Here is a 13,374-nt window from a genome sequence, read left to right on the forward strand (position 1 = left end):
TTCTCAGCAGGCCCTGTTCACTTAGTGTTAACAGGCCCTGATCTTGCAGATAAGCAGGCGAGTGTAACGGTTCACCTGAATTTAAGGAACCTCTGAATAGTCTCGTCTGCCAGCAATGGCCGCGAAGTCTGTTTGCGGGGGGCAGATAAACAAAAAGCCGCATTGGCGGCTTTGTGAGTCTTCTCTTTTTATTATTGTTATTTTTCAACCAGGCGAACCGACTGTTTTGAATGGACAGGTTCCTGCCCTTTATTTTTCTTATTCTTCACAGCCAAGAGCTGTGCATTCAAAACAGCGTGTTCATAACACCGGTCTTTTATTGTTGTTGTTATCGAAGACCGTTTTGCCCGGCGCTTTGTTATTTTTATAAGTCGCCGGTTTTGCACTCAGGACGTTTGTTATTTTTATTGTTCGCCTCAGTGTTCTGATATCTATATAGCATTTGCCGTGCCAGTTTTTAAAAGTCCTTTAATATCAATGCTTTATGTATTTTACGTGACGTTTGTTACCCGAGACTTCGACTAAAGTGTTACTTGGAGCGAGGCCTGAGGTAACAAAAGATGTTTCTGGGTAACAGTGTGTAACCTTATTGGGGGCGACGTCGCTTCTGGTCGTGGCTGACGCTTTTTAAATCAGGGGAAAGTATTGGTTTTTACGGTTTATTGCTGGTTGCGCTGAAAATACTGACGAGAGCTGAGGACGGGCGGGATTGTCCGGGTCTGTTACAGAATTTTGTTACCGGAGCTGTTTCAGAGGGGAGTTGGCAGAAGTACTGGGGTCTTGCAGATAAGAGAGATGATTGCTTTGCCGGCTGCGTCGCGGGCAAAGCAATCGTCTTTCAGTGAGTCGGGGCTTGTTATTATTGTTTTTAACTCAGCGGCCGTTTTTATTTTTATTGTCTGGCCTGTCGCGCTCGTTTTTTTATTTTTATTTTATGAGGCGCATTTTTTATTGCTTTGCTCACTATATAGCGAATGCCGTGCCAACTAATTGGTTTCTTTAAAAACCCTTTAAAATCAGTAGCTTATAAATTTTTAAGAACGTTGGCCCGAATTGCGTTCCACTAAAGTGTTACCAGTGGTGGCGGTAAATGACTGATTTTTGAGAGGGGTGTAACCCGAAGGTTACACTTTGTGATACAGATGACATCGTGGTGATGCTGGCGGAAGCGGTGTTTATTTCCCGCTCTTCTTACGTGGAATGCCCAGACGCTGGCGGCGCTCCCAAAGGCTTTTGCGTGAGATGCCCAGCTTGCGCGCCAGGTCGGTCTCGGTCATGTTGTGTTCGTTTTCCAGCACAAAGTGCACAAAGTAGTCGTCCAAAGATAGATCGCCCTGCTGGGGTTGACCATCAACTGGCCCATATTGTTCATTCTGCAGCAGATTTTCACGCATCGCCGGGCTGACATAACGATCCGGTGACAGATCAATACCCAACAGATCAGCCTGAATGCTGTCATCATCGGCAAGAATCACTGCACGTTCGACGGCGTTTTCCAGCTCGCGCACGTTACCCGGCCAGTTGTACTGGCGGATAGCCTGGGTGGCTTCGGCGGTAAAATGCATCGGCGGTTGCTGCATTTTCTCGCAGGCACGGGTCAGCATGGCATTGGCAATTTCGACCACATCGTCGCCACGCTCTCGTAGTGGCGGCAGATGCAGCTCAACAACATTCAGACGATAGTAAAGGTCTTCACGGAACTCGCCGCGACTGGCCAGATCTTTCAGATTGCGGTGGGTTGCAGCAACCAGGCGAACATCGACTTTTCTGCTTTGTACTGAACCCACGCGGCGGATTTCACCTTCCTGCAATACGCGCAGCAGGCGCGCCTGAGCTTCGAGTGGCAGTTCACCGATTTCATCAAGAAACAGGGTGCCGCCATCGGCAGCTTCGACCAGACCCTGACGCATGGCGTTGGCGCCGGTAAAGGCGCCTTTTTCATGGCCGAACAATTCCGATTCAATCAGGGTTTCAGGAATGGCGGCACAGTTAACCGAAATCATCTCCGCGTTATGGCGACGGCTTTGATTGTGTAGTGCCCGTGCGACCAGCTCTTTACCGGTACCGGATTCGCCCTGAATAAGGACTGTGGCGTCAGTGGGGGCTACTTTGCTGATTTTTTTGAACAGCAGCAGCATAGGCTCGCAGCTGCCGATAATGCCGCTGACCGGATATTCTTTGCTGACTTCTTTGCGCAGATCGGTGTTGGTTGGCTTATGGCTGAGGCTGGATTCTTTCAGAATGCGCTGTACTGCCTGAATCATTTCGTCGTGGTCGAAGGGTTTGGCGATGTAATCCACGGCCCCCATCTTCATAGCATCAACCGCCGAGCGCAGGCTGGCGTAGCTGGTCATGATCAGTACCGGAGTGTCTCCGGCCAGCTCGACCAGTTCGGTGCCCATGCCGCCGGGCAGGCGCAGATCGCTGATGATCAGGCTGTAGCGGCTCAGGTCTTCATTTTTGGCGGCATCAAGGGAATCCACATCGGTGACTTCGTAGTCGTGGCGCTGCAACAGGCGGCGCACGGACTGACGGATAATGGCTTCGTCTTCAACAACCAGGATGTGACTCATGCAACGGGTTCCGATTCTTCAATGTGATGATAACGTGGCAGGCTGACTTTAACACAAGTGCCGCGGCCGTCGGCGACCGGACTTTCAATGGCGATGTGGCCGTAGTGTTCTTCGATGATGGAATACACCAGTGACAACCCCAGTCCAGTGCCTTTACCGACGTCTTTGGTGGTGAAAAAAGGCTCAAAAATACGGTCGACTTTATCGGCGGGAATGCCGTGCCCCTGGTCGATAATTCTTAATATCACCTGATGTTCGTCGGTATCGGCGGTAACGCGGATGTCCTGACCGGGACCGCTGGCATCGCGTGCGTTGCTTAACAGGTTCACAAATACCTGAACCAGGCGCTGATCATCGCCAAGCACCATCACGTCACCGGCACACTCATTAATAAAGGCAATGTCCTGGCTGCGTTTGCTTAAACGCAACAGCTGCATGGCTTCGTCAATAACATGCGCCAGGCTGACCGGTTCATGTTCGGTGGAGTGGTGGCCGGCGTGGGCAAAGTTCATCAGCGATTGCACGATACGGGTAACCCGCTTGGTCTGCTCCTGAATCTGGTTAGCCATTTCCAGCAGTTCGGGGTTGTCGGTTTCGTAGCGGATCGTCTGCGCCAGACAGTCGATACCGGTAATGGGGTTGCCGATTTCGTGGGCCACACCGGCCGCCAGACGGCCAATGGATGCCAGACGCTCGCTGTGCATCAGCTCGTCTTCCAGCAACTGGGTTTCAGTCTGATCTTCCATCAGCACGACAATACCGCCGGGCTGGCCGCCGCTGGGCTTGATTACCGATTTATGCAGACTGTACCAGCGCGGACGGGCGCCGATATCGACACGCTTTTTGTGTTCGTGCATGGGTTCGTTAAGAACGAAATCCTGCAGCAGCGTATTCCACGGTGGTGGCAGACGGCTGAGATGTGAGCCGGTGACCTGAGCGGCATCGATCTGGGTCAGCTCAGTCATCGCCTGATTCCACATCAGAATCTCACCATCGTCAGCCAGTGAGCATACCCCCATCGGCAGACGCTCCAGTGTCTGCCGATGGTAGCGGCGCAGGTTATCCAGTTCGCCGGCGAGGCCGCTGAGGCGGTCATGGAAGCCTTCCAGGCGCTGTTCAATCTGATAAATGTCTTCGCTGAGCTCGGCATTTTCCTGAAACGGCAGGTAGCGGCTGACGATATCGTGCGCCACAGTTGGTCCCATCAGGCCGGAAATATTCGCCTCTAAACGTGCGCGCAGGCGGCGCAGGGCGTAGGGACGGTCTTCGTAAGAAGGCAGGTCGAGGTCAGTCAGGGCCTGATAGACCTCGCGCTCGGCGACGTAGCGCCCAAGCGGTTTGCTCAGCGACATAATCACATCGTTGGAGTTGCCGGCAATCAAAGGGCGGCGGCTGGGGCGTGAGACGGTGTCAATGGAACAGGCTTCAGCAGCCGACATTTCCGAGGCCTTCTGTTTGCTGCTGAGACTCACCAAAACAAACAGCAACAGGTTGATGGCAAAGGCTGACAGCGCGGCCAGATGCCAGTTGCTTTCATCAATGGCGGCCAGTGGCAGCGGTACGTTCCAGCCCAGCGCCAGCTCAGAAAACGGCAGCAGCATGCCGTAGATCCATACCAGAATACCGGCGATCAGACCGGCGAGAAAACCTTTGCGGTTGGACTTGGGCCAGTACAGCAATCCCAGTACGCCGGGTAAAAACTGCAGCGCGGCGACAAAAGCAAGAATACCGAGGCGGTTAAGATCCAGATCGGCGCCGACGGAACGGTAGAAGCCGTAAGCCAGCAGCAGAATGCCGGCGATCAGCGAGCGCCGCATCCACAGCAGCCAGCGATAAAAATCGTGGCGCGGACTGGGCTTGTGGAAAGGCAGCACCAGATGATTGAGGAACATGGCGGCGGTGGCCAGGGTTATCACAATCATGATGCCTGAAGCGGCGGCCAGACCGCCGACAAAGGTCAGGATGACCAGAAACGGCGATTCCAGTTTCAGGCCGATACCGATGGCAAAGTACTCCGCCGGTGTTTGTACATTCAGGTAAATACCGGCCCACAGAATCGGCGGCACGGCCATGCTCATGGCCAGCAGAAACAGCGGGAACCCCCAGCTTGCCGGTTTCAGCGCATCACTGTTCACGTTTTCGGTAAAGGTCACATGGAACATGTGTGGCATGACGATGGCCGCGGCAAAAAACACCAGCAACAGCGTGCGCCACGGCCCTTCCTGCAGGGTAATCTGCTGGTTGGACAGGCGGTCCTGATTATCGATCAGCCACTGCTCCAGACCACCGACCTGATCGAAAATACCAAATAACGCCACACCGGCCAGCACCAGAATGGCGGTCAGTTTGAGCAGCGATTCAAAGGCCAGGGCAAAGACCAGCCCCTCGTGTTTTTCCCGCGGTGAAACATGACGCGCGCCGAACAGTACGGCAAAGATAATCATGGTGACACAGAAGCCGAATGCCAGCGTGGTCACCGGCCACTCGCTGTTGAGCAGATGCAGGGTATCGGCGATGGCACTGATCTGCAGCGTCAGCATCGGAATCACGACGGCGAGGGTAAACACTGACACCAGCATACCGGCCAGACGCGAGCGGTAACGGAAGGCGAGCAGGTCGGCGAGAGATCCCAGCTGATAAATACGGGCAATATGCAGAATGGGACGCAGCAGGATTGGCGACATGACAAAGGCGCCGGAGATGCCCAGGTAATAAGCCAGGAAACCATAGCCGTATTGGTTGGCCATGCCCACCGAACCATAAAACGCCCAGGCGCTGGCATACACGCCGAGCGAGAAAATATACACCAGCGGGTGGCGCACCCAGCGGCGCGGGACCCAGCCGCGTTCAACCGCATAAGCGGTGGTAAACAGTGCGCCGAGGTAGCCTAAAACGATCAGCCCCAGCTGACCCAGACTAAAGCTCATCGTCACCCCGCTTATGATTCAGCCAGATATAAAAGCCGATCAGTAACAACCAGATTGCAAAGGGGCGATACCAGGCGCCGCGGTCATCGAGCCACCAGTCCATCATGATGGGGGAAAACAGATAAATCCCCACCAACAGTGCCAATCCAAGGCGGTAATCGTACATAACCAGGCCGTCGTAAATGAAAGCGGCAAGCGTACCACAAAGTTCTCAGCCGGCAGACGCTTCGCGCTGAAAGCCCTCGGGGGCCGGACGCTCGCGCTGGCCGGCCAGCGCCTGTGGTTGCCAGTGTTGTGTTGCCCAGTGCAGCAGTTCGCCGGGCGAGCATGACTGCAGTTGCGGCGGGGGTTGCTGGCCGAGCCAGCTCAGCGCCAGCCACAGGGTGTGGCTGATATTTTCTGTGGTCAGCGGCTGTGCCAGATTCTGTTTGCTCAGCTTCTGCCCATTAGCCTCCAGCGCCACAGGTATATGGCTGTAGCACGGCAGGGGGTGCTGCAGCGCGTGATAGAGCAGGATCTGGCGTGCGGTGGAGTCGATCAGATCGATACCACGCACGATATGGCTAATGCCCTGATCAATATCATCGGTGACCACCGCGAGCTGATACGACCAGGGACCATCGCGGCGTTTGATAACAAAATCGCCAATCTCCTGTGTCAGATCGCTGCACCAGCGGCCCTGTAAACCATCGTCAAAGCACAGCTCACCTGCCGGGCACAGAAAACGCCAGGCGATATCCGTTGTTGCCTGGCAGTGGCAATTCCCCTGATGCGGCAGGCCGCCAAGTTGCTTGCGCGAACACTGGCAGGGAAACGCCAGACCGTTGCTGATCAGTTGCTGCAGTACCTGTTGATAGGCCTCATGGCGTTTGCTCTGATAGCGTACCTCGCCATCCCAGTGCAGGCCGTAGGCATCGAGAATATGCAGAATCGCACTGGCGGCAGAGGGGTCTTCGCGTGGCGGGTCGAGATCTTCGATGCGTACCAGCCAGCGGCCGTTATTAGCACGGGCATCGACATAGCTGGCCACCGCGGCAAGCAGTGAGCCGAAGTGCAATGGTCCGGTGGGAGAAGGCGCAAAGCGGCCGGTATAAGAAACAGAAGAAAGGAGATTGGCCATGACGGCAGTGTCTGACATGAAAGGGTCAGTCATCAGAGGAAAAAGAAAGCGCGACCGCCGCTGGCGGTCGCGCATTCAGCCGGATCAGACGCCCAGCTGTTTTTCTTTGATTTCAGCCAGCGTCTTACAGTCGATGCACAGATCGGCGGTAGGGCGGGCTTCAAGACGGCGAATACCAATTTCTACGCCACAGGCGCTGCAGTAGCCGTAGTCACCTTTGCCGATCAGGTCGATGGTTTTCTCAATCTTTTTGATCAGCTTACGCTCACGGTCACGGGTGCGCAGTTCCAGGTTGAACTCTTCTTCCTGGCTGGCACGATCGTTAGGATCGGCGTAGTTATTCAGTTCGGTTTGCATGTGCTCTTTGGTGCGATCCACTTCTTCCATCAGCTCCTGTTTCCAGTTGCGCAGGATAGTTGCGAAGTGCTCCAGCTGAGCATCACTCATGTATTCTTCATCTTTGCCAATTTCGTAAGGAGTGAAATCGGACAGGGCAAATTCTTTTTTATCTTGCGGCATTGCGTTACTGCCTCACCTGGTAAACCGGTTTAACCGGACATCGGGTCCATGCGCCCCGGGAAAACAACACTTTTCTTCCCTGGGCTCCAAATGATAAGGCGGGGAAACTATCAGATAACCTGCCAAGCGCCAACTATTTCCGCAGGGTTTTGTTGGCTTTGGTTGCTGCCAGTCAGTCATCTGGCACAATAGGCCGGTTATTTTGTTGTCTTCTTTAGCCGTTTTTATCTGTATTTATTGATAGTTGAGTTGTTATGTCCTCCGAACAGGCCCCGGCCACCCCTGATTTCACTTCGTCTGCCCGCCGTTGTGCGGATATCAAACCCTTTCAGGTAATGGCCATTCTGGCCGAAGCTCAGGCGCTGCAGGCGCAGGGGAAAGATATTATTCATCTGGAAGTCGGCGAGCCCGACTTCCCGACGCCACAGCCGATGATTGATGCCGCCATCAAAGCGATGAACGCTGGCAAAACCGGCTACACCCCGGCGCTGGGCCTGCCCGAATTGCGTCAGAAACTGGCGGATTATTACTACAGCCGTTTTGGTGTCAGCATCAGCCCGAAGCGTATTGTGCTGGCACCGGGAGCCTCCGGCGCCTTACTGCTGTTAACGGCGGCACGGTTGAATCCGGGGCAGAAGATGTTGCTGGCCGATCCGGGTTATCCCTGCAACCGTCACTTTGCCCGGGTGTTTGAAGGCCGCGGGCAACTGCTGCCCTGTGGTGCGGCGCAGAAGTTTCAGCTGACGGCGGCCGATATTCGTCAGCACTGGTCGACAGATACCAAAGTGACGCTGGTGGCGTCACCGGCCAACCCGACCGGCACCGTGTTGTCGCTGGATGAACTCAGTGCTCTGGCGGCGGCTGTACGTGAACAGCAGGGCGAACTCTGGGTGGATGAAATCTATCAGGGGCTGAATTACACCAGTGCGCCGCAGACGGTGCTGTCGGTGGCGGAGGATGCGGTGGTGCTGAACAGCTTTTCCAAATTTTTTGGTATGACCGGCTGGCGTCTGGGCTGGGCGGTGGTGCCGGAGTCCTGGGTGCCGGATCTGGATACCCTGGCGCAGAACCTCTTTCTGGCGCCACCAACACCGGCGCAATACGCAGCGCTGGCGGCCTTTGAGCCGGAGACGATGGCGATTCTTGAGGAGCGCCGGGCGGAACTGGCCGAGCGCCGTGATTACCTGCTTGAAGCTCTGCCGCAACTGGGCTTTGGCGTGCCGGTTGCACCCGACGGCGCGTTTTATATTTATGCCGATGCCAGCCGTTTTACCAGCGACAGTCTGAGCTTCTGTTCACAGGTGCTGCGTGAAACCGGCGTGGCCATTACGCCGGGCGTCGACTTTGGTGAACACGAAGCCGGCAGTCATGTGCGCTTTGCTTTTACCACCCGTCTTGAACGTTTGCAGGAAGCGGTTGCCCGCCTGCAGAGCTGGCTCACTCAAGCCGGCGGAGTACGCTGATGCGTTACGATTCAGCGCTGGTCGGCGGGCGTTTAATCAAACGCTATAAACGTTTTCTGGCCGATATCGTGCTCGACAGTGGTGAGGAAATTACCGCCCACTGCCCCAATACCGGCTCGATGAAACACTGTGCCGAACCCGGCAGTCGCGTATGGTTGTGGGACTCTCTGCCATCCGGCGCGGCTGCCAAACGCAAATACCGTTACAGCTGGGAATGGGTGGAAGTTGCCGGGCGTTATAAAGCCTGTATCAACACCGCCCGCCCGAACCAGTTGGTGGCTGAGGCACTGGCCGCCGGGCGCATTGCTGAGCTGGCGGGGGATTATCAGATTCTGCCAGAGCCTAAAGTTGAAGACGGGCGGCTGGATTTTCTGCTGCAGCCACAGCAGCCGCAAGAACCCGCGGTGTATGTTGAGGTTAAGAGCGTGACTTTGCTTGATAACCCTCAGCCTCTATCCCAGCTCGATCAGCCCCAGCCCGGTGATGGCTGGGGCAGTTTTCCGGATGCGGTGACCGCCCGTGGTCTGAAGCATCTGCGCCGTCTGGCCGAGTTACGTCAGCAGGGGTATCGTACCCTGCTGTTATTCTGCGTACCGCACGAGGGCATTAAGCGGGTACGCCCGGCGCGGGCCATTGATCCGGCGTATGCCGCGGCACTGGCCGAGGTGGTGGCACAGGGCGTTGAGGTACTGGCTTATCAGGCGCAGTTTTATGCGGATGCCAGCGGCCTGGAGCTGGGGCAGTGTTTGCCGGTCGATATTGCTGGCTGATGCTGCAGCAATGGCACAACTGATTACAAAAACAAGGTAAGTACGATGAAACGCACTCTTATTATTCTCATTATTGGTCTTTTGCTGGGCGCCTGGATTGGTTCCAATCTGATCCGTGACCGTGATCCGTTCGCCAACCCGTTTAAATCCGATGCGCTGATGGATCGCCTGAAAGACGGTGGCTCCGACTTACTGGAAGGCGGTAAGGATGTGCTGCAGGACGGTATCGATAAGCTGAAAAAGTAACGGCCGCTTGCGGTGTTACAGATCGACCCAGATCCGCCCATCGCGGATTTCGTGCGCAACGGCTCTTAAACGCTGGCCCTGGCAGGGGCCGGCGATGCACTGACCATCTTCAATCAGAAACAACGCACCGTGCATGGCACACTGAATCAGGCAGCCATCGCTGTCGAGAAACTGGTCCGGTAACCATTCCAGATTAATGCCCAGATGTGGGCACTGATTGTGATATACGAAGAACTGTCCCTGTTTGTGCACAACAAAGACCGACTGGCCTTCGAGTTCAAAACCTTTACTCTGTCCTTCCGCAATTGTGTCTGTGTGGCACAATGCCCGCATATTCTTTCCTGCAGCCTGAGTTAATTCCTGCGATGAACACCGCCCTGAAGCGGCGCAAGCATATCCTGCTGTTATGCCTGCTGCTACCACTGATCTTTATTCTGCTTGGCCTGGCCAGCGGCAGCCAGAGTCTGGACTGGCTGCTGTATACCGATGTTGGCCAGACCATTCTCTGGCAGATCCGTCTGCCACGGGTGCTGATGGCCTTTCTTGTGGGGGCTTTGCTGGCCTGGGCCGGGGTACTGATTCAGGGCATGGTGCGCAATCCGCTGGCCGATCCGGGACTGATCGGTGTATCCGGTGGTGCGGCGGTGGCGGCGGCCGTGTTTGTGGTGCTGCAGGCCGCGGGTCTGGCGCTGCCTTACTGGGCGCAGCCCATCGCCGCCTTTGCCGGTGGTGTGGTGGCACTGCTGCTGGTATTGCGTCTCGGCCTGCAGGGCAATTCCCTGCACGCCATGAGCTTTCTGATTCTGGCCGGGATAGCGGTGAATGTTCTTGCCGGAGCTTTGATTGGTTTGTTGTCGTATATGGCCAGCGATGATGCGCTGCGCCAGATTACCTTCTGGTCGCTGGGCAGTTTATCCGGCGCCAACTGGGGCTGGGTCGGGGCGATGAGCGCGGTGCTGCTGGGCGCGGTGATCTTCTGGCCCAAGCGATTACGCAGTCTGGATGCGCTGCTGCTGGGCGAAGTGGAGGCCCGCTCGCTGGGCGTTTCGGTCAGTCGTCTGCAGTGGCAGGTCGTCATCTGGGTTGCGCTCTGTGTGGCGCTGGCGGTATCGGCCAGTGGTGTGATCGGCTTTATTGGCCTGATCAGCCCGCATATCGCCCGCCTGTTAACCGGTGCTGCGCACCAGCGGGTATTGCCGCTGGCGGTGGTGCTGGGCGGCTGTTTGCTGGTGGCGGCGGATATGTTGTCACGGGTGATTGTGGCGCCGGCGGAACTGCCAATCGGTATCGTCACCACATTGCTGGGGGCGCCGCTGTTTATTGCGCTGATGATCCGCGAGAAGAAGAGGTTGGCATGGTGAGCCCTGACATTCTGATTCAGGCGTCCGGGCTGGGCTTAAGCCGCGCTGGTGCCGCCATTGTGGATGATGTCGGTTTTCAGCTGGCCTGCGGTGAGCTGGTGATGCTGGTGGGCCCCAACGGCGCGGGTAAATCGACGTTGATGAACATGCTGGCCGGTATGCTGCAGCCCGATCGCGGTACGCTGCAGTTTAATCAGCAGGATACCTGTAACTGGCAGCGTCGTGACTGGGCGCAACGGGTCACCCTGGTGCCACAGCTGAGTCCGATGAATTTCCCGCTGTCGGTGAGCGAGGTGGTGCAGCTGGGTGGTCTGGCGCACAGCGACTCGGTGGTAGCGCTGCGTACTCAGGTGCAGGACGCCTTACGGGCCTGGGATATCGCTTATCTGGCCAGGCGCGATGTACGTCTGTTGTCCGGTGGTGAACAACAGCGTTGTCAGCTGGCGCGCAGCTGGATTCAGGTGAATCAGGCTGACAGTCAGTTGTGGCTGCTGGATGAGCCTTTGAGTGCGCTCGATCTGCGCCATCAGCAGCAGTGTATGAGCCATATCCGCCAGCTGACGGCCGCCGGTAAGAGCGTGCTGATGGTGGTGCATGATCTTAATCTGGCGCGGCGCTATGCCGATCGTGTGCTGCTGCTCTGTTGTGGTCGTCTGGTAGCGGACGGGCCGGCGCGGGAGGTATTAACGGCGGAGCAGGTCAGTGACACCTTCCGCGTTGAGACGGTGCTTGAGGGTGATTACCTGCATTGGGTGTGAATAAGCAGGCGTGGACAGCAGATAAAAAAACGCCCCTCGGCTCTTAAAGAGAGAGGGGCAAAGCAACCGTGATTAGCTTGATGAGAGAGATCTTCACCCCGACAACAGAATGAGGTGTAGAACACCGGCGCCATCTCTGACGTCGATGAGTAAACAATAATGATTCTCAAAAGGGTTGTCAATAATAATTCTCATTTATATTTGAAAATATTTCCTGAGCATATGCAGGGCACAAAAAAGCCGTGGCAGAAAACTGTCACGGCTTTTTTGTTTCCCGCTGAGCGTGATGCTTATTCTTTGTCGATCAGCTGCTGATTCATCAGTGTGATGCGGCGCGCCAGGTTTTCAATCAGATTCACCGCGGCTTTAGGCTGAGCTTCGATCAGCAGAATAAAGTCATGCTGTGGCACCGCCATAATGGTGCAGGGTGTGCGGGCGATGACGGTGGCGCTGCGTGGCTCGCCGGTAAATACCGCCATGGCACCGAAGACTTCTTCTTCGCCGATATCGCCGACTTTGACGCCATCAACAAACACATCCGCTTCACCGCTGATGATGGTGTAGACATGCTCAGCGGGATCACCCTGCTGAATAATGACATCGCCGGGCTGAATATTCTGGAAGCCGGCGGTTGGCCGTACCTGGGTTTTGAAGGTATCGGCCAGATAGTTCAGCAGCAGGGCATTCTGGCACACCAGAAAGTGGCTCCAGTAATGCTGGCGGCGTTTATCGGAATAGACGTGGCGCAGGAAGCGGTCGCGGTCAATCGGGATCAGTTCAACGTATTCGTCGGTACGCAGTACTGGTAAAGGCAGATCAAAGGAGTGGATGATGCCAATCAGGTCACCTTCGTCAAAGCTGACCAGATTCTGGCCGTTTTTACTCAGATGCAGCATGCCGTCCTGAATCAGAAAAAACTGGTCGCGGTCGAAATGCTCGTAAAGATCGTCGACACCCTCCAGTGTGATGGGCGTATTACTCAGTTCAAACCCTTCCAGCAGCAGTCGTACCAGATGTGAAATCCGGTTAATTAACTGTTCGATGGTGTCTGATGGTTTGCCGACCAGAAACATGCTATCCCCCCACATTTTGCCTCTTCGGGCAATCCTGTCATTGATCTCAGGAATGTACAGCAAAACCCCGCGGGCTTGAACCTGCGGCTGCGGAATTTGCGCAAAAGGTACGATCAGATCAACCTCCGGTTTATAACTGGCTGAATTGTCGGCAGGAGGCCGGGCGGCAATGCGTTTATTGTGCCTGATCGCGCAGCCGGGTGCCGTGGCTGACCGACAGCAGAATTTCCTCGGCAGGAATGCTGGGCGGAAAATAACAGCCACTGATTTTGGCATTGGCGAGGCTGACACCATCCATACGGCAGCCGCGGAAATCAATGCCGCGCAGGTCGGCGCCGCGGAAGTAGGCGTCGGTAAGATCGATACCTTTCAGGTTGATATTGCGCAGATCCAGGCCGCGCAGATCACAGCCACGCAGGTCACAGGTTTTGCCACTATCCCGCGCTTTATTAAAGCCCTGCACATCGTCGTTGCGCAGCAGCTGGTACATGGGATCCTGGCTTATGATGGGAGTAGGCATAGGTTATTCCTTAATTACGGTAAACTCCGTTCTTTCAAGTATAG

The 13,374-nt window shown here is 55.7% G+C and carries 13 protein-coding genes; 5 read left to right on the forward strand and 8 right to left on the reverse strand.

The features are described from left to right. Positions 1-1,175: 1,175 nt before the first annotated feature. The 5 genes from HUF18_RS10280 to dksA all read right to left on the reverse strand — a co-directional run bounded on the left by HUF18_RS10280 (position 1,176) and on the right by dksA (position 7,139). Positions 1,176-2,573 (reverse strand): sigma-54-dependent transcriptional regulator, encoded by a 1,398-nt coding sequence (locus HUF18_RS10280; protein WP_145469843.1) that lies wholly within the window; start codon positions 2,571-2,573, stop codon positions 1,176-1,178. Further along, positions 2,570-5,500, reverse strand: coding sequence for a sensor histidine kinase (locus HUF18_RS10285; protein WP_255606068.1), 2,931 nt, complete (start codon positions 5,498-5,500; stop codon positions 2,570-2,572). The genes HUF18_RS10280 and HUF18_RS10285 overlap by 4 nt, the downstream gene beginning before the upstream one ends. Beyond that, a complete protein-coding gene (locus HUF18_RS10290) occupies positions 5,490-5,666 on the reverse strand; it encodes a hypothetical protein (protein ID WP_186435975.1) in 177 nt (58 codons plus the stop codon). Before HUF18_RS10290 ends, HUF18_RS10285 begins: the two co-directional genes overlap by 11 nt. A gap of 45 nt (positions 5,667-5,711) precedes the next feature. Then, a complete protein-coding gene (gluQRS, locus tag HUF18_RS10295; RefSeq protein ID WP_225692131.1) occupies positions 5,712-6,620 on the reverse strand; it encodes a tRNA glutamyl-Q(34) synthetase GluQRS in 909 nt (302 codons plus the stop codon). Between the two features lie 84 nt (positions 6,621-6,704). Beyond that, on the reverse strand, positions 6,705-7,139 hold the full coding sequence (dksA, locus tag HUF18_RS10300) for an RNA polymerase-binding protein DksA (protein ID WP_145469840.1): 435 nt from the start codon (positions 7,137-7,139) through the stop codon (positions 6,705-6,707). Positions 7,140-7,393: 254 nt separating this feature from the next. On the opposite strand from dksA, the gene HUF18_RS10305 reads away from it, so the two are divergent. The 3 genes from HUF18_RS10305 to HUF18_RS10315 are packed head-to-tail and all read left to right on the forward strand — an operon-like array spanning position 7,394 to position 9,618. Next, on the forward strand, positions 7,394-8,602 hold the full coding sequence (locus tag HUF18_RS10305) for a pyridoxal phosphate-dependent aminotransferase (protein ID WP_225692132.1): 1,209 nt from the start codon (positions 7,394-7,396) through the stop codon (positions 8,600-8,602). Continuing rightward, on the forward strand, positions 8,602-9,372 hold the full coding sequence (gene sfsA / locus HUF18_RS10310) for a DNA/RNA nuclease SfsA (protein ID WP_225692133.1): 771 nt from the start codon (positions 8,602-8,604) through the stop codon (positions 9,370-9,372). Before HUF18_RS10305 ends, sfsA begins: the two co-directional genes overlap by 1 nt. A gap of 45 nt (positions 9,373-9,417) precedes the next feature. Next, a complete protein-coding gene (locus tag HUF18_RS10315) occupies positions 9,418-9,618 on the forward strand; it encodes a hypothetical protein (protein WP_145469837.1) in 201 nt (66 codons plus the stop codon). 15 nt (positions 9,619-9,633) lie between these two features. On the opposite strand, the gene HUF18_RS10320 is transcribed toward HUF18_RS10315, so the two are convergent. Beyond that, complete coding sequence (locus tag HUF18_RS10320; protein ID WP_225692134.1) at positions 9,634-9,951, reverse strand: Rieske (2Fe-2S) protein; 318 nt, start codon at positions 9,949-9,951, stop codon at positions 9,634-9,636. A 32-nt stretch (positions 9,952-9,983) separates the two neighbouring features. Between HUF18_RS10320 and HUF18_RS10325 the strand changes: the two genes are divergently transcribed. Together HUF18_RS10325 and HUF18_RS10330 are read left to right on the forward strand one after the other, a co-directional pair. Next, positions 9,984-10,979 (forward strand): FecCD family ABC transporter permease, encoded by a 996-nt coding sequence (locus tag HUF18_RS10325; RefSeq protein ID WP_225692135.1) that lies wholly within the window; start codon positions 9,984-9,986, stop codon positions 10,977-10,979. Continuing rightward, positions 10,973-11,737: a heme ABC transporter ATP-binding protein gene (locus tag HUF18_RS10330; RefSeq protein WP_225692136.1), complete on the forward strand. Its 765-nt coding sequence runs from the start codon at positions 10,973-10,975 to the stop codon at positions 11,735-11,737. The genes HUF18_RS10325 and HUF18_RS10330 overlap by 7 nt, the downstream gene beginning before the upstream one ends. Positions 11,738-12,027: 290 nt before the next feature. Here HUF18_RS10330 and HUF18_RS10335 read toward each other — a convergent pair whose 3' ends face one another. Beyond that, entirely contained in the window at positions 12,028-12,825 is a 798-nt protein-coding gene (locus tag HUF18_RS10335) for a Crp/Fnr family transcriptional regulator (RefSeq protein WP_225692137.1), read from the reverse strand. Between the two features lie 160 nt (positions 12,826-12,985). Then, the gene (locus HUF18_RS10340) at positions 12,986-13,330 is read right to left on the reverse strand and encodes a pentapeptide repeat-containing protein (RefSeq protein ID WP_225692138.1); all 345 of its coding nucleotides are present in this window, start codon (positions 13,328-13,330) and stop codon (positions 12,986-12,988) included. Positions 13,331-13,374 lie beyond the last annotated feature (44 nt).

The sequence above is a fragment of the Thalassolituus sp. ST750PaO-4 genome, from assembly GCF_020320405.1.
Taxonomy (GTDB): Bacteria; Pseudomonadota; Gammaproteobacteria; order Pseudomonadales; family Oceanobacteraceae; genus Venatoribacter; species Venatoribacter alkanivorans.

Bases quoted from the DNA above. Each gene is read 5' to 3' on its own strand.
- HUF18_RS10290 (WP_186435975.1), bottom strand. From the start codon at position 5,666: ATGTACGATTACCGCCTTGGATTGGCACTGTTGGTGGGGATTTATCTG.
- sfsA (WP_225692133.1), top strand. From the start codon at position 8,602: ATGCGTTACGATTCAGCGCTGGTCGGCGGGCGTTTAATCAAACGCTAT.
- HUF18_RS10315 (WP_145469837.1), top strand. From the start codon at position 9,418: ATGAAACGCACTCTTATTATTCTCATTATTGGTCTTTTGCTGGGCGCC.
- HUF18_RS10305 (WP_225692132.1), top strand. From the start codon at position 7,394: ATGTCCTCCGAACAGGCCCCGGCCACCCCTGATTTCACTTCGTCTGCC.
- HUF18_RS10280 (WP_145469843.1), bottom strand. From the start codon at position 2,573: ATGAGTCACATCCTGGTTGTTGAAGACGAAGCCATTATCCGTCAGTCC.
- HUF18_RS10330 (WP_225692136.1), top strand. From the start codon at position 10,973: ATGGTGAGCCCTGACATTCTGATTCAGGCGTCCGGGCTGGGCTTAAGC.
- HUF18_RS10340 (WP_225692138.1), bottom strand. From the start codon at position 13,330: ATGCCTACTCCCATCATAAGCCAGGATCCCATGTACCAGCTGCTGCGC.
- HUF18_RS10320 (WP_225692134.1), bottom strand. From the start codon at position 9,951: ATGCGGGCATTGTGCCACACAGACACAATTGCGGAAGGACAGAGTAAA.
- HUF18_RS10325 (WP_225692135.1), top strand. From the start codon at position 9,984: ATGAACACCGCCCTGAAGCGGCGCAAGCATATCCTGCTGTTATGCCTG.
- HUF18_RS10285 (WP_255606068.1), bottom strand. From the start codon at position 5,500: ATGAGCTTTAGTCTGGGTCAGCTGGGGCTGATCGTTTTAGGCTACCTC.
- gluQRS (WP_225692131.1), bottom strand. From the start codon at position 6,620: ATGGCCAATCTCCTTTCTTCTGTTTCTTATACCGGCCGCTTTGCGCCT.
- HUF18_RS10335 (WP_225692137.1), bottom strand. From the start codon at position 12,825: ATGTGGGGGGATAGCATGTTTCTGGTCGGCAAACCATCAGACACCATC.
- dksA (WP_145469840.1), bottom strand. From the start codon at position 7,139: ATGCCGCAAGATAAAAAAGAATTTGCCCTGTCCGATTTCACTCCTTAC.